The organism is Streptomyces sp. MUM 2J (genome assembly GCF_022414535.1).
Taxonomy (GTDB): domain Bacteria; phylum Actinomycetota; class Actinomycetes; order Streptomycetales; family Streptomycetaceae; genus Streptomyces.
The window spans coordinates 259,102-279,870 of record NZ_JADWYM010000002.1 but is presented as its reverse complement, the minus strand read 5'-3'; the positions used below and the strand labels follow the sequence as shown (position 1 = coordinate 279,870).

Annotated in this window: 17 protein-coding genes, 1 tRNA gene and 1 pseudogene; 11 read left to right on the top strand and 8 right to left on the bottom strand. The window is 71.3% G+C overall.

Features of this window, described 5'->3' with window-relative positions; translation table 11 throughout:
- The first annotated feature begins 22 nt into the window (after positions 1 to 22).
- The 3 genes from I3F54_RS03195 to I3F54_RS03185 all read left to right on the top strand — a co-directional run bounded on the left by I3F54_RS03195 (position 23) and on the right by I3F54_RS03185 (position 3,664).
- The gene (locus I3F54_RS03195; RefSeq protein WP_240117004.1) at positions 23 to 1,057 is read left to right on the top strand and encodes a P1 family peptidase; all 1,035 of its coding nucleotides are present in this window, start codon (positions 23 to 25) and stop codon (positions 1,055 to 1,057) included.
- Between the two features lie 453 nt (positions 1,058 to 1,510).
- Positions 1,511 to 2,740, top strand: coding sequence for an Ig-like domain-containing protein (locus tag I3F54_RS03190; RefSeq protein ID WP_240117064.1), 1,230 nt, complete (start codon positions 1,511 to 1,513; stop codon positions 2,738 to 2,740).
- 177 nt (positions 2,741 to 2,917) lie between these two features.
- Entirely contained in the window at positions 2,918 to 3,664 is a 747-nt protein-coding gene (locus I3F54_RS03185; protein ID WP_240117003.1) for a DUF6227 family protein, read from the top strand.
- 246 nt (positions 3,665 to 3,910) lie between these two features.
- Here I3F54_RS03185 and I3F54_RS03180 read toward each other — a convergent pair whose 3' ends face one another.
- The gene (locus I3F54_RS03180; RefSeq protein WP_240117002.1) at positions 3,911 to 5,515 is read right to left on the bottom strand and encodes an MFS transporter; all 1,605 of its coding nucleotides are present in this window, start codon (positions 5,513 to 5,515) and stop codon (positions 3,911 to 3,913) included.
- A gap of 62 nt (positions 5,516 to 5,577) precedes the next feature.
- Between I3F54_RS03180 and I3F54_RS03175 the strand changes: the two genes are divergently transcribed.
- Positions 5,578 to 6,543, top strand: a complete 966-nt coding sequence (locus tag I3F54_RS03175; RefSeq protein ID WP_240117001.1) for a YafY family protein — start codon at positions 5,578 to 5,580, stop codon at positions 6,541 to 6,543.
- Positions 6,544 to 6,872: 329 nt separating this feature from the next.
- Here the strand turns inward: I3F54_RS03175 and I3F54_RS03170 are convergent, their stop codons facing one another.
- Positions 6,873 to 7,742, bottom strand: coding sequence for a TetR/AcrR family transcriptional regulator (locus I3F54_RS03170; RefSeq protein WP_240117000.1), 870 nt, complete (start codon positions 7,740 to 7,742; stop codon positions 6,873 to 6,875).
- Between the two features lie 633 nt (positions 7,743 to 8,375).
- Positions 8,376 to 9,371 carry a sigma-70 family RNA polymerase sigma factor gene (locus I3F54_RS03165; protein ID WP_240116999.1) on the bottom strand — a complete coding sequence of 332 codons (996 nt, stop codon included), beginning with the start codon at positions 9,369 to 9,371 and terminating at the stop codon, positions 8,376 to 8,378.
- Positions 9,372 to 9,597: 226 nt separating this feature from the next.
- Between I3F54_RS03165 and I3F54_RS03160 the strand changes: the two genes are divergently transcribed.
- Positions 9,598 to 10,143, top strand: coding sequence for a GNAT family N-acetyltransferase (locus I3F54_RS03160; protein WP_240116998.1), 546 nt, complete (start codon positions 9,598 to 9,600; stop codon positions 10,141 to 10,143).
- A gap of 238 nt (positions 10,144 to 10,381) precedes the next feature.
- On the opposite strand, the gene I3F54_RS03155 is transcribed toward I3F54_RS03160, so the two are convergent.
- Complete coding sequence (locus I3F54_RS03155; RefSeq protein WP_240117063.1) at positions 10,382 to 11,149, bottom strand: dioxygenase; 768 nt, start codon at positions 11,147 to 11,149, stop codon at positions 10,382 to 10,384.
- A gap of 242 nt (positions 11,150 to 11,391) precedes the next feature.
- On the opposite strand from I3F54_RS03155, the gene I3F54_RS03150 reads away from it, so the two are divergent.
- Positions 11,392 to 11,892, top strand: a complete 501-nt coding sequence (locus I3F54_RS03150; RefSeq protein WP_240116997.1) for a MarR family winged helix-turn-helix transcriptional regulator — start codon at positions 11,392 to 11,394, stop codon at positions 11,890 to 11,892.
- A gap of 247 nt (positions 11,893 to 12,139) precedes the next feature.
- On the opposite strand, the gene I3F54_RS03145 is transcribed toward I3F54_RS03150, so the two are convergent.
- A complete protein-coding gene (locus I3F54_RS03145; protein WP_240116996.1) occupies positions 12,140 to 13,684 on the bottom strand; it encodes an MFS transporter in 1,545 nt (514 codons plus the stop codon).
- Positions 13,685 to 14,057: 373 nt separating this feature from the next.
- Positions 14,058 to 14,714: a TetR/AcrR family transcriptional regulator gene (locus I3F54_RS03140; protein ID WP_374205842.1), complete on the bottom strand. Its 657-nt coding sequence runs from the start codon at positions 14,712 to 14,714 to the stop codon at positions 14,058 to 14,060.
- 505 nt (positions 14,715 to 15,219) lie between these two features.
- Between I3F54_RS03140 and I3F54_RS03135 the strand changes: the two genes are divergently transcribed.
- Together I3F54_RS03135 and I3F54_RS03130 are read left to right on the top strand one after the other, a co-directional pair.
- Positions 15,220 to 16,521, top strand: coding sequence for a M6 family metalloprotease domain-containing protein (locus I3F54_RS03135; RefSeq protein WP_240116995.1), 1,302 nt, complete (start codon positions 15,220 to 15,222; stop codon positions 16,519 to 16,521).
- A gap of 692 nt (positions 16,522 to 17,213) precedes the next feature.
- A tRNA-Arg gene (locus tag I3F54_RS03130) sits at positions 17,214 to 17,286 on the top strand.
- Positions 17,287 to 17,412: 126 nt separating this feature from the next.
- On the opposite strand, the gene I3F54_RS03125 is transcribed toward I3F54_RS03130, so the two are convergent.
- Entirely contained in the window at positions 17,413 to 19,092 is a 1,680-nt protein-coding gene (locus I3F54_RS03125) for a tyrosine-type recombinase/integrase (protein ID WP_240116994.1), read from the bottom strand.
- Between the two features lie 358 nt (positions 19,093 to 19,450).
- On the opposite strand from I3F54_RS03125, the gene I3F54_RS03120 reads away from it, so the two are divergent.
- Positions 19,451 to 19,651 (top strand): AlpA family transcriptional regulator, encoded by a 201-nt coding sequence (locus I3F54_RS03120; protein ID WP_240116993.1) that lies wholly within the window; start codon positions 19,451 to 19,453, stop codon positions 19,649 to 19,651.
- A gap of 48 nt (positions 19,652 to 19,699) precedes the next feature.
- On the opposite strand, the gene I3F54_RS03115 is transcribed toward I3F54_RS03120, so the two are convergent.
- Positions 19,700 to 19,912 carry a hypothetical protein gene (locus I3F54_RS03115; RefSeq protein ID WP_240117067.1) on the bottom strand — a complete coding sequence of 71 codons (213 nt, stop codon included), beginning with the start codon at positions 19,910 to 19,912 and terminating at the stop codon, positions 19,700 to 19,702.
- On the opposite strand from I3F54_RS03115, the gene I3F54_RS03110 reads away from it, so the two are divergent.
- Positions 19,887 to 20,303 carry a DUF6221 family protein gene (locus I3F54_RS03110; RefSeq protein ID WP_308373050.1) on the top strand — a complete coding sequence of 139 codons (417 nt, stop codon included), beginning with the start codon at positions 19,887 to 19,889 and terminating at the stop codon, positions 20,301 to 20,303. The genes I3F54_RS03115 and I3F54_RS03110 overlap by 26 nt on opposite strands.
- 153 nt (positions 20,304 to 20,456) lie before the next feature.
- Positions 20,457 to 20,555, top strand: a pseudogene (locus I3F54_RS03105) (IS5/IS1182 family transposase); the annotation flags it as partial.
- Positions 20,556 to 20,769: the final 214 nt, after the last annotated feature.

Genomic DNA, 20,769 nt, shown 5'->3' with positions numbered 1-20,769 from the left:
TGGTCCGGGCGACACTTCGTCCATGACACTCAATGCTTTGACGGAAGTCGCCGGAGTGCGGGTCGGACATGCGACACGGGCCGGCGGCGGCTGGCTCACCGGCACCACCGTCGTGCTCGCCCCGGAAGGCGGGGCCGTTGCCGCCGTGGACGTGCGTGGAGGCGGTCCCGGCACCAAGGAGACCGACGCCCTCGACCCGCGCAATGTCGTCCAGAAGGTCGAGGCGATCGTACTGACGGGCGGCAGCGCCTACGGACTGGACGCGGCCTCGGGCGTCATGGCGTGGCTGGAGGAGCAGCAGCGGGGGGTGCGGGTCGGTACGGACCCGGCGCACGTCGTTCCGGTGGTGCCCGCCGCCTGTGTCTTCGACCTGGGCCGCGGCGGCAGCTTCCGGGCCAGGCCGGACGCGGCCACCGGGCGCGCGGCGATCGAGGCCGCCGCAGCGAGCGCGCCCGGTTCAGCCGTGCCGGAGGGGTGTGTGGGCGCGGGGACGGGGGCCGTGGTCGGGGCGATGAAGGGGGGCGTCGGCACGGCCGGCAGCGTGCTCGACTCCGGCATCAGCGTCGCGGCGCTGGTGGTGGCCAACGCGGCGGGATCGGTGGCGGATCCGGAGACGGGCGTCCTGTACGGGGAGTTGTTCCAGGGGCGCGTCGCCTACCCGCCGAGGCACGTCCACGAGGCGGCACAACGGCGCCTGGCGGCGGTCGCCCAGAACAACGCGCCCCCTCCGCTCAACACCACACTGGCCGTGGTCGCCACCGACGCGGCACTGTCGAAGGCGCAGGCGCAGAAACTGGCGGGCACGGCGCACGACGGGATCGCGCGCGCCGTGCGGCCGGTGCATCTCCTCCACGACGGAGACACGGTGTTCACGCTGGCAACGGGCACGCGCCCACTCGACGACGGCAGCCCTCTGGCGCTGAACGACCTGCTGGCGGCCGGCGCGGATGTGGTGACACGGGCCATCGTACGCGCCGTGCGCGCCGCCGAGTCGGTGGACGGGGCAGGGGGGTCCTGGCCGTCCTACGAAGAGTTGTACGGCAGTACCGGAGGCTAGGGCGGCGCGAAGGCGCGGTAGCGGCTCCGGGGCGCGACCCGAGGCACCGTCCGGCGATCCGCCCGGGGCGCGTGGGCGGTCGGCCGCTTCCGCACGTGCGGCACGAGTGGTGAGGACGCGTGCGCACCACGTCGCGCCACTGGGGGGGTGAGGTGGGGTGGTGCCACGCGCTGCGCCCCGGCCGAGCGCCGCGCGCCGCGCGCAGCCGGGGCGCAGCGCACCCGGCGACAGACGCGAACCGGAAGCGGCCGGCGCTGATCCGGCCACGCTCCGGCGAGCGGCACGGCGTTGGTCCGGTGGGTGGTCCGGGTGTGGTGCGGCGGCACGCGATTGTCCCGGTTCTGTCACGTGACGCCGTGGACGGCGGGCGGATGGAACCCCTCCGGCCGCCGTTCCCCTCCTTCATCACGAACCGGAGCGGAGAACGCACATCACACGAATATGGAGCAGCTTGTGATAACGCCGGACATAGCAGTGCGGCGCGCATTGGGGGCATGCGCCGTCCTGGCGGTGGGCGCTCTGACCCTGACGGCGTGCGGGGGAAGCGCCACGGCCCAGAGCGGCGACGCGAAGAGCGGCACGGGCGGCTCGAACACCACCAAGACCTCCACGGCGAAGATCGTCATTTCGGCCGAGGACGGTTCGACCGACGCATCGATCAACACGACCGGCGTACGGGTGAGCGACGGCAGGCTCACCGAGGTGAAGATGACGGTGGCCGGGACCGGGCGGTCGGTGGCCGGCTCGATGTCCGCGAACGCCCGTGCGTGGAGGCCCGCGGAGCAGTTGGAGCGGGGGACGAAGTACAGGATCTCCGCGGCGGCGGAGGACGGCGAGGGGCACGCCACAACCGCGAACTCCGCCTTCACGACGGTCACGGCGGAGCACAGCTTCATCGGGACCTACACGCCGGACGGCGGTACGACGGTCGGGGTCGGGATGCCCGTGTCGTTCAAGTTCGACAAGGCCATCAGTGACAGGAAGGCCGTGCAGTCGCACATCACCGTGACCTCCAGCAGCGGGCAGAAGGTGGTCGGGCACTGGTTCGGCGCACAGCGGCTCGACTTCCGGCCCGACACGTACTGGAAGGCCGGCTCTAAGGTCACCATGAAGATCGACCTGGACGGCGTCGAGGGCGCGAACGGCAGCTTCGGGGTACAGAGGAAGACGGTCACCTTCACGATCGGACGGTCGCAGGTGTCGACCGTCGACGCGAACACGCAGACGATGACGGTGGTAAAGGACGGCCGGACCATCAGGACGATCCCGGTCTCGACCGGCAGTGCACAGTTCACCACGTACAACGGGCAGATGGTGATCTCCGAGAAGTTCACCCAGACCGGCATGGACAGCCGGACCGTCGGTCTCGGCAACGCGTACAACATCTCGGACGTGCCGCACGCCATGCGCCTGACGAAGTCGGGCACGTTCATTCACGGCAACTACTGGTACAGGGCGGACAACCCTCCCTTCGGTCGTTACGGCAGCAGCCACGGCTGCGTCGGGCTGAGGGATGTGCGGGGGGCGCAGGGCGACACGCCCGCGAAGTGGTTCTACGACAACTCGCTCGTCGGCGACGTGGTGATCGTGAAGAACTCCGCGGACCGGACCGTGGCGCCCGACAACGGCCTCAACGGGTGGAACATGCCGTGGAACCAATGGATCGCCGGAAGTGCCACATGACTCCTCAGAGTCCCTTCTGACCAGCGGATTCTGCCGGGAGGCCGGGCTGCGCGGGAACTTCCCGCGCAGCCCCCGCGTTTTCTCGGCGCACGTTTTCCCGGTTCCCGGACATGATGTCCTGCCGAGGGACTACGGTATGCACCCACTAGGTGACATGCAGCAACGCCGGGAGAAGCCTTGAGCGTTCCGTACGAGACCGCACCGTACGAACCAGCCGAGTCGCCCGAGTCTCCGGAGGAGCACCTCGCGCGGCTGCTCGGCCGCGCCCTGAACTCCTTCGAGCTGCCCGACGAGACGATACGGCGGCTGGACAGCGCACTCGCGCACGACAGTTCGCTGTACTCCGCCCACCACAGCGCGGGCCTGCACCGGGAGACCTACCGGCACACGTGGCTGCTCGCCGACGGCTCGGCGCTCACCCTGTGGGAACTCGTCCACAACACGACGCGGGGCGGAGAGCCCCAGCACGAGGTGTACGTGGACGAGGAGGAGCTCGGCACGGCGACGGCGCGGCTGCCGTTACCGCCGGACGTCTCCGATTTCGAACTGCCGGTCGTGGTGGAGTTGTCGCCGGTCACCCGGCCACGACACGTGTACGCGCCGGACGACTCCTCCGATCATGCGCGTCGGCTGCTGCGCCGTGCCGAGAACCCGGACCGGCCGGGGGCGGACACGGCGGCGCTGCTGACCACCGCGGTCGCGCACCAGATCACGCAGGCCTTCGGCCGACCGTGCCGCGCGGGTCGCGCCGGGCTGTGCTTCTCGCTCTACGAGCATGCCTTCCTGCTGCGGGACGGGCAGGAGGTCGCGTTCTGGGAGGTCGAGCACACGGTCACCCCGGACGGGCGGCACATGTGCGAGGTGTACCCCAGCGAGGAGGAGGCGCGTGAGGCGATGGAGCGCCGGGCGGCGCAGGTCTCCTGAAGCGGGGCACGCCGGTTTCGGGGACGCTCCGTCTGCGGTCGCCTATGACCTGGGGCTTCGCGAGCGAAACCCGTGCCGACGGCCACCGCCCCCGGCCGGGGCCTCTGCCCCGGAATCGCTCGGGGCGGCAAGGGCGGTGACGGCGAAAGCGCCAGCGCCAGCGGGAACGAGAGACCCCGCGCCGTTCGAACGCGGGGCCTCCCTCTCCCGAGGACCTGGAGCACCGAGCACCGAGCCCCGGGCGCCTCAGGGAACGAGCTCCGGATGCTTGCCCCCGGTCTCACCGGCCCGACCGTCCTCTACGGCCTTCCCGGCGCGCTCGGCCTTCCCGGCGCGCTCGGCGTCCTCGGCGCCGGTGCCGGCGCCGGTTCCCTCCACATGCTGTGCCGGGCGACGCGGCAGCGCGAACATCAGCAGGAAGATGACGGCCATGACCGCGGCGACCCAGACCAGCGCGTGCTGGAAGGCGTGCACGAAGGCGGGCCCCACCTGCTCGGGCCGCAACCGGTCGCCGATCTCGCCGAAGAAGACCACGGACACCAGCCCGAGCCCGAGCGCGTTGCCCATCTGCTGGACGGTGTTGATGAGTCCGGACGCCGATCCGGAGTGCTCACGCGGCACCTCCGACAGCACGGCGTCCGTCAGCGGGGCGACGATCAGTCCCATGCCGGCGCCCATCACCACCAGCGGCAACGCCATCTGCCAGGAGGCGATGCCGAGGCCGTAGCGGTGGGCCTCCCAGATGTAGAGCAGCACGCCCACGGCCATCACCAGCGCGCCCGCCTGCAGCACCCCGCGGCCGAAGCGCGGCACCAGCTTCTGCACCGACATCCCCGCCGCCGTCGACACGGCGAGGGAGAACGGCACGCCGGTCAGCCCGGCGCGCAGAGCGCTCCACCCGAGGCCCACCTGCATGTAGAGCGTCCAGACCAGGAAGAACACCCCGAGCGCCACGCCGAAGACGGTCTGCACGGCGATGCCCGCCGCGAAGCTCTTCACACGGAACAGGGACAGTTCGACCAGCGGCGAACCGTCCCGTGCGGCCTTGCGCCGCTCGTACGCCACGAGCGCTCCGAACACGACGAACGCGCCGGCCATCGAGACGTACCCCCACAGCGGCCAGCCCAGCTCGCGACCGCGAGTCAGCGGGTACAGCAGCATCAGCAGGCCCAGCGTCACCAGGGCGACGCCCACGAGATCCAGCTTCAGGGCGCGTGGGGCCCTGGACTCGGTGATGAACCGGCTGCCGAGGACGAGTCCCGCGATGCCGACGGGCAGGTTGATCAGGAAGATCGGCCGCCAGGCGAGGCCGAAGAGGTCCCACTCCGTCAGCAGGGCGCCCAGCAGCGGTCCGGACACCGCACCCAGTCCGACGACCGCTCCGAACAGCCCGAACACCTTGCCGCGTTCGTGCGCGGGGAAGGTGGCGTGCACGATCGACAGGACCTGGGGGACCATCATCGCTGCCATCGTCCCCTGAAGGATGCGGGAAGCGACCAGCATCTCGGGGTTCGCGGCGAAGCCGCACAGCGCGGAGGCGAGGGTGAACCCGGCGATGCCGGCGAGGAAGAGCCGCTTGCGGCCGTGGATGTCGCCGAGCCGTCCGCCGGTGATGAGACCGGCGGCGAAGGCGAGCGCGTAGCCCGCCGTGATCCACTGGATCTGGCTGAAGGAGGCGCCGGCCTCCCGTTGGATGGACGGGATGGCGATGTTGACGATCGTCACGTCGACGAGGTCCATGAAGGCCGCGGTCATCACGATCGCGAGGGCGAACCAGCGACGCCGGTCACCCGCAGAGGGCGGCGCCGACGCGGCGCCCGGTGCGCTGAGAGAGGTCTCGGTGGAGGTCATGCCCTCACGCTAGGAGCCGACTAGGTCAGATCATGTCCTACTACTGCGGCATGCTCGGACGTATGACGACGGACACCCCGGCCCGGCTCCTGCAACTCCTCTCCCTCCTCCAGACGCCCCGCGAATGGCCGGGCGGCGAGCTTGCCGACCGGCTCGGCGTCTCCCGGCGCACGGTCCGCCGGGACATCGACCGACTGCGGGAGCTCGGTTATCCCGTGCAGGCGACGAAGGGCGCCGACGGCGGGTACCGGCTGGTCGCGGGCAAGGCGATGCCGCCGCTCGTCCTGGACGACGAGGAGGCGGTGGCCATCGCGGTGGGGCTGCGGGCCGGGGCCGGGCACGCGGTGGCGGGCGTCGACGAGGCGTCCGTGCGGGCGCTGGCCAAGCTGGAGCAGGTCCTGCCGTCCCGGCTGCGGCACCGCGTGTCCACCCTCCAGGCCGCGACGACCCCGCTGACCAGCGGGGACGGTCCGAGCATCGCACCCGAGACACTCACCGTGATGGCTTCCGCGGTCGCCGGGCGGGAGCGACTGCGCTTCGCCTACCGGGCGAGGGACGGCGCCGAGTCGCGGCGGGTGTGCGAGCCGTACCGGCTGGTGTCGGCGGGGAAGCGCTGGTACCTCGTCGCGTACGACCTCGACCGCGCCGACTGGCGGACGTTCCGTGTGGACCGGGTGAGCGAGCCGTTCGCGACGGGTGTGCGGTTCGAGCCGAGGGAGCTGCCGACGGGGAGTGCGGCGGAGTTCCTGCGCCGGTCGATGCAGCGTCAGCAGGCCTCCTACGCCTTCGAGGTGACGTTCACAGCGTCCGCGGAGGCGGTGGCGACCCGCGTGCCGGGGTGGCTGGGCGTGCCGGAGCCGGAGGAGGGGGGCGGGTGCAGGCTGCGCGGGGTCGTGGCGGACCAGGTGGAGTGGCTGGCCGTGCGGTTGGCGATGCTCGGGTTCGAGTTCCGGGTACGGGAGCCCGCGGAACTGGTGGATTCCGTGAGGGAGTTGAGCGGGCGGCTGCGCCGGTCCACGGGGGACTGAGCCACGGCGCCGGTGCGGGTCCGGACCCGCAAGGCCGGGGTTCGGACCCGCACGGCCGCGACCGCACGCACCCCACCGGCTGCACGCGGACCCACCCGGTGGACGTGCGCCACCGCGCCGGGTCCTACCGGCCGCGCACGGACCCGACGGATGATCGGCCGACCGTCACCCCGGATCCTCCGCAGCGAACCTTCGTCCCGGCTCCCCCTTCTCGCTCGCCCACCCGTAGCCCACGCTCCCCCTTCGTCTGCACCCTTACGTCTCGTTCCCGCTCCTCCACGTCTCGTCCCCCTTTCCTCCCCCTCTCCCGCAGCCGCCCCCGCCCTCGATCAGCTGCCTCTCTCGTCCTCGCTCAGCGCCACCGCGCCCAGGAATCCACGCACCGCCCCCAGGTTCCGCACCGCCATGTCCGCGGGCCCCTGAGCCCCGGGCCCCTCCGCGGTTCCGGCCGCCCACGCCTCCACGGCGACCCGGACCGCCGCGCCGGCGACGGCTGCGGCGAAGCGGAGGCAGGGTGAGGCGGCCAGGTCGGCGGCAACGTTGTCGTCGCCGTCGGGCGTGGCGTCGGCACCACCGGCGAGCTCGTCGCCCACCATGCCCTGGGCAGCAGCGTCCCCGCTGTCGCCATCGGCCCCGCCCCGCGCCAACACGCCCTGGTTCTCGCCACCGACCGCTCCCAGCCCCACAACCCCCCTGCCGGCACCGCGGGCCAAGCGGTGGGCCAGGACGTCGGCCAACTGGGCCTCGGCGGCGTGGCAGGCCTCGGCCCAGACGCGCCGCAGCGCCGGGCTGGAGTCGGCGAGGCGGATCAGGGTGCGGACCCATTCCCAGGAGGCCGCCGATACCCCGGTACCCGGCGTGAGCGTGTTCCGTGCCGCGTGTTCGAGGGCGTCCGGCGGTGCGAGGTCTGCCGGAGCGTCACGCACGGCGTCCGTCCAGCGCCGGGCGCCCGCCGCGTACAGCGGGGAGACGGCTTCCTCCTTGGCGGCGAAGTAGCGGTAGAAGGTGCGGGGGGCGACACCGGCGGCCTGGGCGATGTCCTCGGCACGGGTGGCCCGCAGGCCGTGGGTGACGAACAGCCGGGCTGCGGCGCGGGCGATCTCCATCCGGGTCGCCGCCTTGCGCCTCTCGGTCAGCGAGCCGGAGGCGGGGCGGGAGGCGGAGGCGGAGGGCGTGCCGCTGGAAGGGGTGGTGCTCATGTTGGGCAGGCTATGCCGATGTGACACAATCTGCCATCCAGCGGGTCACCCCGTGGTTCAGGTACGGGGTGACCCGCTCCTCCGGTCGGCCCGGCCCCATGGGTTCGGCCCGGCAGTCGCACCGGCCTGCCGGCTCCCGCCGATCAAGCCGACGGCGCCCGTCCGTCGCGGGCCACACGCAGAAGAAGCCGGGCCCCGGCACCGGGGGGAGGGCGCCGAAGCCCGGCTCGGGAAAGTCCCGGCACCGGGGGGAGTGCGTCGGGACTTGGCTCTGCCGAGGGGGTCTGCATCCGGGCCGAGTCCCGAACGACCGTTCCCTGAAGTCTTGTTCCCTGGGCAGTATCGGTTGAAGCGACGTTACATCGCCATGTTTGCGCGGGCTTTCGCCACCCCGCGTACGCGGTGACCGCAGGGCGCACACCCCCACCGGGAGGTTCACATCGTCCGGAACCGACCGGAGGCGACCGGTACGGCGCCGCCCGCCCACCGGCCAGACTCCCGGACGACCGCCCCGGTTCGCCACCCGTCGCGCTGCCCGGCGTGCCGGGCGGCGCGACGGGCCGGTGCGTCCCCTCGGCGCCGCCGGGCACCGGCAGGCGGGCGCACCAGCGGCCGTTCCCGTCGTCGGCGGGGTTACGCCGCCGCGTCGAAGCCGGTGTCGCGGGCCAGCTTCTTCAGCTCCAGCAGGGCGTGCTTCTCGATCTGCCGGATCCGCTCGCGCGTCAGCCCGTGCTCCTTGCCGACCTCGGTGAGCGTGCGCTCGCGGCCGTCGTCGATGCCGTACCGCATCTTGATGATCGAGGCAGTGCGCTGGTCGAGTCGGCCGATGAGACCGTCCAGTTCCTCGCTGCGCAGCAGCGTGAGCACCGACTGCTCCGGAGACACCGCGGAGGTGTCCTCCAGCAGGTCGCCGAACTGCGTCTCGCCCTCGTCGTCGACCGACATGTTCAGCGAGACCGGGTCGCGAGCCCAGTCGAGGACGTCGGTGACGCGCTCCGGCGTGGAGCCCAGTTCCGCGGCGATCTCGGCGGGCTCGGGGTCGCGGCCGTTCTCGCGGTTGAACTCGCGCTGGACGCGGCGGATGCGGCCGAGCTCCTCCACGAGGTGGACGGGAAGCCGGATGGTGCGGGACTGGTCGGCTATCGACCGGGTGATCGCCTGGCGGATCCACCAGGTGGCGTACGTCGAGAACTTGAATCCCTTGCGGTAGTCGAACTTCTCGACCGCGCGGACCAGGCCGGCGTTGCCCTCCTGGATCAGGTCCAGCAGCGGCAGACCGCTGCGGGGGTAGCGGCGGGCGACCGCGACGACCAGGCGCAGGTTGGAGCGGATGAAGACCTCCTTGGCCCGTTCGCCCTCGGCGATCACGGCCTCCAACTCCTCGCGGGTGGCATCCGCCGTGGACTCCTCGCAGCCGTCGAGGACCTGCCGCGCGAACACACCCGCCTCGATCATCTGTGACAGCTCGACCTCCTTGGCGGCGTCGAGCAGCGGTGTCCGCGCGATCTCGTCGAGGTACATGCCGACCAGATCGCGGTCGGCGACGGCGCCGGTGGTGCGAACACTGCTTGCCGCGTCAGCCGTCTCGCCGGTGGCGGACTGACGACGGGCGACGGCACGGGTTGCCATGCGTGCTCCCTTGCGATGGTGGGTCAGCGGGTGGTCCTTCGGACGCCGCACACTTGCTCGAGCTCTTCCTCGGTTGCCCCCGAACTCCGTTTCAAGCCCTCTCCGGACTCTCCTCGGGTGCCCTGCATCCGATGGAAACAACGACTGGAATCCGGACAGAATTCCCAACCCGCCCCTCAATTTTTATGATCATGCAGTACCCTGTGCGGCCACACAAGGAGGCGCGATGCCGCCGGAACGCGCAGAGGTGCAGGTCAGGCCGGGGGCCGAGAGCGACCTGGAGGCCCCCACGGACATCTACAACCACTATGTGCGTGAGACGGCCGTCACATTCGACACCGCGGTCCTCACTGCGGAAGAGCGTCGTCCCTGGCTGCTCTCCCACCCGGAAGACGGCCCGTACCGGCTGATGGTTGCCGCGGAGACGGCCCCCGAAGGGAACTCACAGCGGATTCTGGGGTACGCCACATCCAGCCCGTTCCGCGCCAGGCCCGCGTACGCGACCTCCGTGGAGGCGTCCGTCTACCTCCGCCCGGGCGCCGGCGGTCACGGCATCGGCACGCTCCTCTACAAAGCCCTGTTCGAGTCCCTGGCCGACGAGGAGCTGCACCGCGCCTACGCAGGCATCGCCCAGCCGAACGCGGCGTCCGCCCGGCTGCACGAACGCTTCGGCTTCAGGTACGTCGGCACGTACCGCGAGGTGGGCCGGAAGTTCGGCCGGTACTGGGACGTGTCCTGGTACGAGAAGGAGCTCCGGACCGCGGGGGCGTAGAAACCGCCGGGGCACCTGGAGTCGACCGCGGGAACCGGAGCGGGAGGTACCGCTCCCGGGGAGCCCCGACCCCGAGGAGGCACCCCGAGGCGTCCGCGGCCCGGCGGGACCCGCGCCCCGAGGGCCGGGCCGCCGACGTGAGGACTCGGCGCACGCATCGTTCCGGTGCGCTGGAGACCCGGTGGACGGCCGGGCGGCCACCGCGCACCGGCCGGACCCCCTCCCGGCCCCGGCCGGTTCACCCGAACTGCACGGACCGCTTCGCCAGCCCCATCCAGAACCCGTCGATGACCGACCGCTGTTCCGCGAGTTCACCGGCGGCGTCCGCCGCACCCATCGTCACGAACAGGGGCGCGAAGTGCTCGGTGCGCGGGTGGGCCAGGCGCCCGGCCGGGGACTTGCGGGTGAAGTCGAGCAGCGCGTCGGCGTCGCCGTCCTCCAGCGCCCGCCGGCCCCAGTCGTCGAACTCGGCGGACCAGCCCGGCACTCCCTCCCCGGTGTGCCGCAGGGCGGCCAGGTTGTGGGTGAAGAAGCCGGAGCCGACGATCAGCACGCCCTCGTCGCGCAGGGGCGCGAGCCTGCGGCCGATCTCCATGAGCCGCACCGGGTCGAGGGTGGGCATGGAGACCTGGAGGACGGGGATGTCGGCGGCCGGGAACATCTCGACGAGCGGAACGTACGCACCGTGGTCCAGGCCGCGGTCGGGGATGTCCTGGACGGGCATGCCGGGAGCACGCAGCAGCCGGCGCACGGCGTCGGCGAGTGCGGGAGCGCCGGGAGCGGGGTACCGGACCCGGTAGTAGTGCTCGGGGAAGCCCCAGAAGTCGTGGACCAGCGGGACGGCCGTGGTGGCGCCCAGGGCGAGCGGGGCCTCTTCCCAGTGGGCGGAGACCATGAGGATCGCGGTGGGCCGGGGCAGCCGGGCGGCCCAGGCGGAGAGCTGGCCGGGCCAGACGGGGTCGTCGGCGAGGGGCGGAGCGCCGTGACCGAGATAGAGGGCGGGCATGCGCCCACGCGGAACGCGCCCCCCGGGCGCAGGCGCCTCGGGTCCCCGTACCCGCTCCTCGAAGACCTGCTCCTCGGGCACTCGCTCCCGGGGCGTGCGACCCTCGGGCGTGGCGGCGGTCATGGCGGCGGCTCCCTCCGGGTACGCGACGGCTTATTGCTTGAACTCTAAAGCGAATCGACCTCCTCGACTCTAGTCCATTTTGTTTAAACTTCAAGAAGGGCTCTCGTAGAGTGGAGCACATGAACACGGCACCCGACGAGCACCGCTGGCTCACCGACGAGGAGCAGCGCGTCTGGCGCGCCTACCTGCACGCCACCACCCTCCTCGAGGACCATCTCGACCGCCAGCTCCAGCGGGACGCCGGCATGCCCCACGTCTACTACGGCCTGCTCGTCGGTCTCGCCGAGGCACCGCGCCGCCGGCTGCGCATGACCGAGCTGGCCATGCGGGCGAAGATCACCCGCTCCCGCCTCTCCCACGCGATCGCGCGCCTGGAGAAGAACGGCTGGGTCCGCCGCGAGGACTGCCCCTCCGACAAACGGGGCCAGTTCGCGGTGCTGACGGACGCCGGCGAGGAGGTGCTGCACCGCACCGCACCCGGTCACGTGGCGGCCGTGCGCCAGGCCCTGTTCGAGCGGCTCAGCCCCGAACAGCAGCAGGCCCTCGGCGAGATCATGCGGATCGTCGCCGAGGGCCTGGAGCCCCGGGAAGCGGGTGCGGACCTGCCCTGGCTGCGCTGAGCCGCTCACTCGGCGCGACCGGGGCAGGCCCTGGGGGCGTGCGCGGGAAGCGTCCCCTTCCTCCCGCGCGGCCCGGCCCGAAGGGGTGCCGCTCAAGGAGTGCGGCGCGCGCGGCGTACCGCACGAAGACGCACTCGAAGGCGTACCACCCGAGGTGCACGGCCCTGCGGCCACCGTGGGCCGACGGCCGCCGCGGACCTGCGCCCGCGGCAGCGTCACCGCACCTCTCCGGCCTTGCCGGACGCCGTCAGTGGGCGACGACCGGTACGGCCACCTCGTCCTCGGCGCCCTCGCCCGCGCCGGAGGTGATGGTGGTGTCGTCGGGGCGACCGGCGTTGACGAAGGTCACCACGATGGCCGCGGCGAGGACCAGGATGCCGACGGCGAACCAGATGGCGTTGGTGTAGCCGTGCACCATGCCCTCCAGCTGGACCAGCTGCTGCTGGGGCCGGGTGGCTGCGGAGGCGATGTGGTCCTTGATGTAGGACGTGGTCGCGGAGGCGGCGATCGTGTTCAGCAGGGCCGTACCGATCGCGCCGCCGACCTGCTGCGAGGTGTTGACCATCGCGGAGGCGACACCCGCGTCCCGCGGCTCGACCCCGGTGGTGGCCAGGGACATGGCCGGCATGAACGCGGTACCCATGCCCAGACCGAGCAGCAGCATCGCCGGCAGCAGCAGGGCGGCGTACGACGAGCCGATCTCCAGCCGGGTCAGCAGCAGCATGCCGAGCGCGGCGACCAGGAAGCCCGGACCCATCAGCAGCCGTGCCGGGAGGCGGGTCATCAGGCGGGTACCGATCTGGGTGGAACCCGTGATCATGCCCACGATCATCGGCAGGAAGGCGAAGCCGGTCTTGACCGGGGAGTAGCCCTTGACGACCTGGAGGTAGTAGGTCAGGAAGAGGAACAGGCCGAACATGGCGATGATCGCCAGACCCAGCGAGAGGTAGATACCGCCGCGGTTGCGGTCGGTGACCACGCGCAGGGGCAGCAGCGGGGCCCTGACCCTGGACTCCACGAGCACGAAGGTCAGCAGCAGCACCCCGGAGGCGATGAACATGCCGATGGTGACGGAGTCGCTCCAGCCGTCGGACTCGGCGCGGGTGAAGCCGTAGACGAGCGCGACGAGACCGAGGGTGGACAGGACGACGCCGGGTATGTCGAGCGGGGAGCGGTTGCGGCCGCCCGCGGGCTCACGGATGACGAAGTAGGCGCCGGCCGCGGCGATCACGGCGAAGGGGATGTTGACGAAGAACGTCCAGCGCCAGTCGAGGTACTCGGTGAGGAAGCCACCGAGGATCAGGCCCACGGCGCCGCCACCACCGGCGATGGCGCCGTAGATGCCGAACGCCTTGGCACGCTCCTTGGCGTCGGTGAACATCACCGCGAGCAGCGACAGCGCGGCGGGGGCGAGCAGGGCGCCGAACGCACCCTGCAGGGCACGGGCACCGAACATCATCGCGCCGGTCGTCGCGGCACCGCCGAGCGCGGACGCCGCGGCGAAGCCGGTCAGGCCGACGACGAAGGCGCGCTTGCGTCCCCACAGGTCGGCGACCCGACCGCCGAACAGCAGCAGACCGCCGAAGGCGAGGGCGTAGGCCGTGACGACCCACTGGCGGTTGCCGTCGGAGATGCCCAGGTCCTGCTGGGCGGAGGGCAGCGCGATGTTCACGATGGTCGCGTCGAGAACGACCATCAGCTGGGCCAGCGCGATGAAGACGAGCGCTTTCCAGCGGTTGGCGTCACCGGACGCCGCTGGCGCGCCGGGAGCCTTCGAGAGTGCTTCAGACATGGGTGTACCCACTTCGGGACTTCGTGACGGAAGGAACGTGAAGGTCGGGAGGTGTCGGGAGGTGTCGGGAGGTGTCGGGAGGGGACGGTCCGCCCTGGCGGCGGACTGTGGACGTCGGTTGTCGTGACTGCCCCGGTGCCGCGAACTCATCGGTCGGCGCCCACCGGTCACCACGTGCTGGGGCTTGACTGCGTGGACTCGGCCGCTCGGGCTCGACCGCTCGGATGCCGCTGCCCGCGGGCGGTTGCCCGGGGGCGGCGGCCCGACGGTGACGGTTCGCTCACGGCTGCCGGATTCCGGCTGCTCGCGCACGACCGCTCGATCCGAGCCGGTCGGTCCGAAGGGCGCTACGGAGCGCGGCGGGACTGCTCTATCAGGGCTGGCGCAGGTCCTCCACGGTCGGGGCCGTGCCCGGCAGGTCGGAGCGGGCGGGAGCCCGCAGCCCGTCGAGGAACAGCTGCAGATGGCGGTGGGCGAAACGATCGATGCTGAGGCACCCGGTCCCGGCCGGGGGACGGCTCAGCTGGGCGGCGGCGATCAGCACGTCGCCGACGCCCACGTCGGGGCGGAGCTGGCCGGCCGCCTTGGCACGGTCCATGACCTCGGCGACGAGGCCCTCGCACCGTTCACGTACGGCCTCCAGGTCCGGGTGGTTCTGATCGAAGGTGCTGGAGACCATGGGGCACAGCGCGCTGATCCGCTCGTCCGCGACGGCGTGCACGAAGCGCTCCAGGGCCTCGAACGCGTCCCCGGTCTCCGCGAGCGCGGCCTGGGCCGCGGCCACGGTGCGCTCCATGACGGAGCAGACGACCTCGCGGACGAGGGCGTCGCGGTCGGGGAAGTTACGGTAGACCGTGGCGTTGCCGACGCCGGCCCGGCGGGCGATCTCGTCGAGCGGCACGTCGGGGCCGTGCTCGACGAACATCTCCCGGGCGGCGGTGACGATCCGCTCCCGGTTGCGCAGGGCGTCGGCACGTGGCCGGGTCGCCCTGCGGGGCGCGGGAAGGGTGGTCGGCACGGCTTCCTCCACGGTGGGATGGTCGGTGACCGCGATCCGGGGATCGTCTCCCCGTTTCGCTCGGACACAGTTCCAAACGGGGAAAGGATCCCCGGTTATTTCCCCGTTCCGAGATTCTTGATGTGATCCGGCTCACATCACATCCAGGGCCGCCCCACGCCGCATCCCACCACCGCCCTCGCCTCCACCGCCGTCCCCGGGCCCCGGCCGCCTCACCGGCCGCAGGCGCCTCCCCGGACCCCGCCGGGCGCCCGGCACCGCCTCCCCGCCCCGCCGGAACCACCGTCGCAGCCACGCACCGGTGACCCCCGCGGGCCACCGGCCGGGCCCCAGCCACCTGGACGCCGTCCGCGGCGCCCCGGACCCGGCCGCCCCGTGATGGTCCGAAGCCGGGCCTCGCCGCTCCCCGAAGACCCACGATCGGCCCAGGCCAGCGCGCGCACGCGGGCTCCCCGACCGAGGGTGATCGCAAGGGTGCAGCCGGGGAGTGGCGGCTGCCCGGACCGAGAGGCCCCGCATGCAGCCGCAGCCTGAGCGATCCCGGAAACGCCGTCGAATACGCCCACGCCGCGTGGCCGCGTTCGCCTCCGTCTCCGCGCTGACCCTCGCGGTGAGCGCCTCGGCCGGCACCGGGCACCCGACCCCGGACAGCACGCCCGCCGGAGCCGGGCCGGCTGCCGGACTCGCCCACTCCTCGGCACTCGGCCCCTGCATGATCAACGGCGATCCGGCCGTGCAGATGTCGGAGGGCATCCCGACGCTCGGTGGTTACGCCCGGTCGACCGGCACCGTCCACGCCCTCACCGTCATGATCGACTTCCCGGACGCGCCGGGGACGGGCAAGGCACTGGACCGCTACCGCGAATTCCTGCCGCAGACCCGGCAGTGGTTCCGCACCAGTTCCTACGGCCGCCTCGACTACCGCCCCGAGGCCCCCATCACCCACTGGCTGCGCATGCCGAAGCCGTTCCCGGCGTACGGGATAGGCCGCGGCGCCCCCTTCGACCCGGGCTATCGCGAGCTGGTCCAGGACATCGTCTCCGCCGCCGACCCGAATGTGGACTTCCGCTCCTACGACCTCCTGAACGTCCTGGTCACACCGAACGCGGGCCCCTCCGCACTGGACACGGTGCTGTCGGTGACCTTCGCCGGCAACGCCGAGGCGCCCGTCGCCGACGGGGTCCCGGTGGCCAACGCCTCGTTCGTCTACTCCCGCCAGGACGACGGCTCCGGCGCGTACGACCGCACCGGCTACCGGGTCCTGCCGCACGAGAACGGCCACGTCTTCGGCCTGCCCGACCTCTACACCCAGCAGGGCGGAGGCGCGGTCGGCCACTGGGACATCATGAGCGAGGACTGGGGCGCCAACAACGACCTACTGGGCTGGCACAAGTGGAAACTGGGCTGGCTGGACGCCGACCAGGTCGGTTGCGCGACAGCCGAGGGCACGACGGAGTTCACCCTCACGCCGCTCGCCCGACCCGGCGGCCCGAAGCTGGTCTTCGTCCCCTTGGACGGGCGTACCGGCTACGCGCTGGAACTGCGCACCCGCGAGGGCAACGACGAGACGGTGTGCCGGCCCGGCATCCTCATCTACCGGGTCGACGCCGACGTCGACACGGGCCTGGGGCCGGTCACCGTCTACGACTCACAGAAGGACAGCGGCGGCTGCACCCGGAGCCCGAACGTGCAAGCGGAGCTCTCGGACGCCGCGTTCGTCCCCGGCGAGGTCTTCAAGGACCCCCGGCGGAAGATCCGCATCGCGGTGGCCTCGGCGGACCTGACGGGGAACTACCGGGTCCGGGTGACACGCGGGTAGTCCCGCCGGGCGGCGAACCACACCGCCCCCTCCCCGGGACAGCCCCACCCGCGCCGTGCCGCACCCGCCCCGCCCCGGTCGGTTCCGAGCGCCCCCCGGGCCGACAGACTCCGGTATCGCCTCCGACCGGCTCGGCCGCCAGCCCGTGCTGCCGCCCGCGCCGGCGCTCGTCCTCGCCGCCTGCCCGCTGCTCCCGACCGCCTCCGTCGGCAGCCGCGCCGAGCGCGGCACGACTGCCCACCGGGATCGCGGTCGGCGCCGTCGCCTCGGCGGGCATGGCGGCGGTGGCCGATGTCGCCGGCCCAGGACGCGGACGGCTCGCAGCGCTACCGGCCTCCTGCGCCACGGTCTTCGGCACGGGACCCGGCCCCTGCTCTCCGGTGTCCTCTCCGAGATGGCACCCGGACCCACCGGCACCGTCTTCGCCGCGGAGGCCGTACTGCTGACGGGTGCCACGCTGACCAGCTGCGGATGCCGCCCAAACCCCCTCACCCGAACCCAGGCGCCCGGCACAATTCGCAGCCCCGGCACCCGAGACACAGGCCCCGGGGATCACACCGGCACCGAAACGACCGACCCGCTACACTGTCGGCGGTGGCCCGGACCTCACCGGCCTGACCACCGCAACCCTGTCGGCAACAGGCCTGAAGCCCACCGCGCCGCGCTTCGGACCCGCCCTCCGACAGAGCCCCGCCTTCGTAGCTCAGGGGATAGAGCACCGCTCTCCTAAAGCGGGTGTCGCAGGTTCGAATCCTGCCGGGGGCACTGCGCCTGACCAGGCGCGGAGCATCGAACACCCCCTCCGGAATGATCTCCGGAGGGGGTGTTTTCATGTGTGCGGGGACAGATCGGGGACACGGCGCATCCAGCGGGGACGCCAGCCCGCTTCCGCTACGCCGCCGCCTCACCGGACTCGACGGGGCGGATCAGCGGGCGGACGGGCGCCTGCTCGCCGGAATGGGAGCTGGGCTCGACAGCGGTCTCGGCGTCGCCTGAGGCCGCGGACCTGTTCTGCGGGACCGGCTGCGGCCCCGGCGGCCGCCCGTCGTCAGCCGCCCCCTCCTCGCCCTCCTGCTGATTGGCCTTGCGCGGTACGAGCGCCACGGGCGCGTCGGCGGCCTCGAGTTCGAGCTGCGGGAGGACGCTGGTGTACGTGTCGGCGGTGAGCTTGTAGGAGGAGTGACCGAGCAGGACCTGGATGGTCTTCATGTGGACGCCGGCCGCGAGGGAGAGCGTCGCGGCGCAGTGGCGAAGGTCGTGCAGCCTGATCGTCGGAAGGCCGAGCTTCTGAACGAGCCGGTTGAAGACCTGGGAGAGGTACTCCGGGTGGTACGGGCGCCCGTCCTCCCAGGTGAAGACGCGGCCGGAGTCGACGTAGGGGTCGTACTTCTTGGGCTCCTTGCGGTGCTTCTCTTCCCACTCCGCGCGCTCGGTCTGCTGGCGTCGCCGCCAGAACAGCAGGAGTTGGTGCGTCTGGCTGTCGAGGCGGACGGTGCGGGCGCCGCTGTCGCTCTTCGGGGTGTCCTCCCAAACGTCGTAGGAGGCCGCGACGAGCTGTTCGCTGATGTGGACGGTGCCGGCGGTCATGTCGGTCTCGCGCCAGGGCAGGCCGCAGGACTCGCCCCGGCGTGTTCCCCGGAAGACCATGAGGTGGAACATCGGGTAGAGCCGGTGCTCCGCCACGGCGTCGAGGAACGCTCCGGTCTGCTCGGCCGTCCACACCATGACCGGCCCGGGCTTGTCGCCCGTCTCCTGCCAGTGGGCAACGCGTTCGTCGGTCCAGACGAGCGGCTTGGGTGGGGTGTACTTGGGCAGGACAAGGTCTTCGGTCCAGTTCTCGCTGATCAGCTTCTCGGTGTTCTTGGCGTAGTCGAGCGCGGCGCTGAGCTCGTTCTTCATCTTGAGCTGGACGCCGGGGCCGGTGATGTACCGCGGCTTCCTGCGGGCCTGGCGCAGCTTCTCCCTGGCCTCGTTCCAGCGCTGGCGCAGCTCGGGCGGGCGCGGCCTGGCCGCCTGCTTCCAGGCCCGGCGGGCCGCTTCGCACCCGGCCTTCGCCAGGTCGGCGGCGTCCTGGTTAGCGGCGTGCCGCTCGTTGTCGCGCCAGATCTGCTCGAACATCTCCTGGAGGTGCCGTGTGCGCAGGTCGCGCATCTTGAGGTGGCCGAGGTGCGGGACGAAGACCCGGTTGATGTGGTCTTCGTAGGTGCTCCGGGTGGACCGCTTGAGGTCGACTCTCTTGCTGAACCAGCGCAGGAGGAACTGCTCGACGGTCTCGTCCGAGAGGACGTCGACGCCGTCCTGCGCCTGGTCCCAGATCTTCTGCGCCGCCTCCTCAGCCTTCTTCTTGGTGAGGAAGCCGCCCTTGCGAGGTCGGCGCCGCTTGCCCCGGGGCCCCGGCGGCAGCTCAACGTAGTAGTACCAGCTGCCGTGATCACGCTTCCCGAGATCAGGGCAGGCGGAACCCAGCTCCCTCAACTTCGGCTTCCCGTTGGTGCCGAGGACCGGCTCCCCGTCCTCGTTGGCCATCGGCGCCTTGCAGGTGCAGCGCCTGTAGACCGAGCCCTTGAACACATCCCCTCCTGTGTGTCGTGCAAGCAGCCACGCAGGGTGATCATATGTGGAGACAGGAACACTGTCGCCCGATGAATCGAGGCGGCATACGTGCCAGAGAAGCCGGACCGAGTCGGACTTGATCACGAAACTTCGCGGCTGATGATTCAGCGGCCAGCCGAACAGGTGCTGCCACATGTGTGGGAGCAAAACTTGATGATCACATCCGATGGCGTCGAGTGCGATCTTGTTCGGCCGCCCGGTGAGAACTTAGACTGCGTCGGGACTTCCTGGGAGGCGCGGGGGCGGAACAGGAGAGCCTGACCATGCGAGATCGAAACGATCCGGCCACCTCGAACACGACGGCGGCGGTGCACCCATGACGCGGGATGAGGCACTGGCCCTGCCCGTCACGGTCGACGTCCTGACAGCCGGCAAGGCGTTCGGCTTCAGCAGGAACACGACGTACGAGCTGATCAAAGCCGGGGAGTTCCCCGTGCCCGTGCACCCGTACGGCAAAGGCAAGCGCCGGGTGCTGACGTCGGAGCTGTGGGCCGCACTGGGGGTGCACCCGGAGTAGCAGCGGGGCACCCGAGGGGGGAACCTCGTCGGCGCTCACTGAGCACTTTCAGCGAATCCGGCAGCCCGAGCCCGAGGCACTTGTCGCGATGAAGGCCCGTCTCGGCATCTCCGTGACCGGCTGACCCCAAAATTCCCCCACGGGGAGCCCGCCACCGCCACTCAGGGTGGCGAGCTCCTCCTGGTTGTGGTGAATGATGACCTCATAGCGCTTGCCGACAAGGGGGGTAACAGCGATGATACGAAACGACTTCGAGGTCATGATGGAGTTCTTCCGGGCCCGTCTTCGTGAGGATGAAACTGCTGCACGAGCACTGAAGCCTGGCAAGAACCAGGACGTGGCAAGGTTGCGGGACCGGGTCCTCGCCGACGTCGAGGCGAAGCGCAGGCTCATGGACTGGGTGGACGAGTATCCGCGGAGGGCAGAGGACAGCGGGGAGCGCGTCCGCTGGCAGAAGTTGGCCGGGGACTTGGTCGCCGGAATCTCGCGGGACCGCCGTAGCCCAGTGATTTGCGAACTCGTTGCGGCGTACGCCGACCACCCCGATTTCCGGCCTGAGTGGCTGCCGATCGAGGACGAGTGGGAGCTGGACGAGGAGTACGAACCCGGCGCGCACGAGAGCAGCACCCGCAGGCAGGGGCGCACCGTCTGACCCGCAGAGGTACAAGGGCCCGTCACTGAGCGCTTTCAGCGTGGGCACGGATCGGGTGACGCCGGCGTGATGGGGCGGGGGCCGCAACACACGAGGATCCCGTGCCGGTGAGGAAAGTGTTCGACGTCACAACCCACTGGCACAGGAGCCTCATTGGCTCCCTATCCTGCCGCACTCGACCTCCCGCACACCCTGGTCGAGTGGGTCACGATGCTCATCGTCACCCGCGAGACTGACCGGCGATGCAAACTCCGGTTTTTTCGACGCCGACGACGACCATCGACGCCCCACGCAGGCCGCTCATCTGCGATTTCAGCCCCCAGAGCCCTCCAGCCGTCTCCCAACCAGCGATCGCGCCGGTTGTAGGCCAACTGCAAGTTGGCATAATGCGCACTGCAGATCGAACCCAATACGTAAGCAATGGGTGGCAGACTTCACATGTAGGGGTGACAGTGCTGCGCCTTCG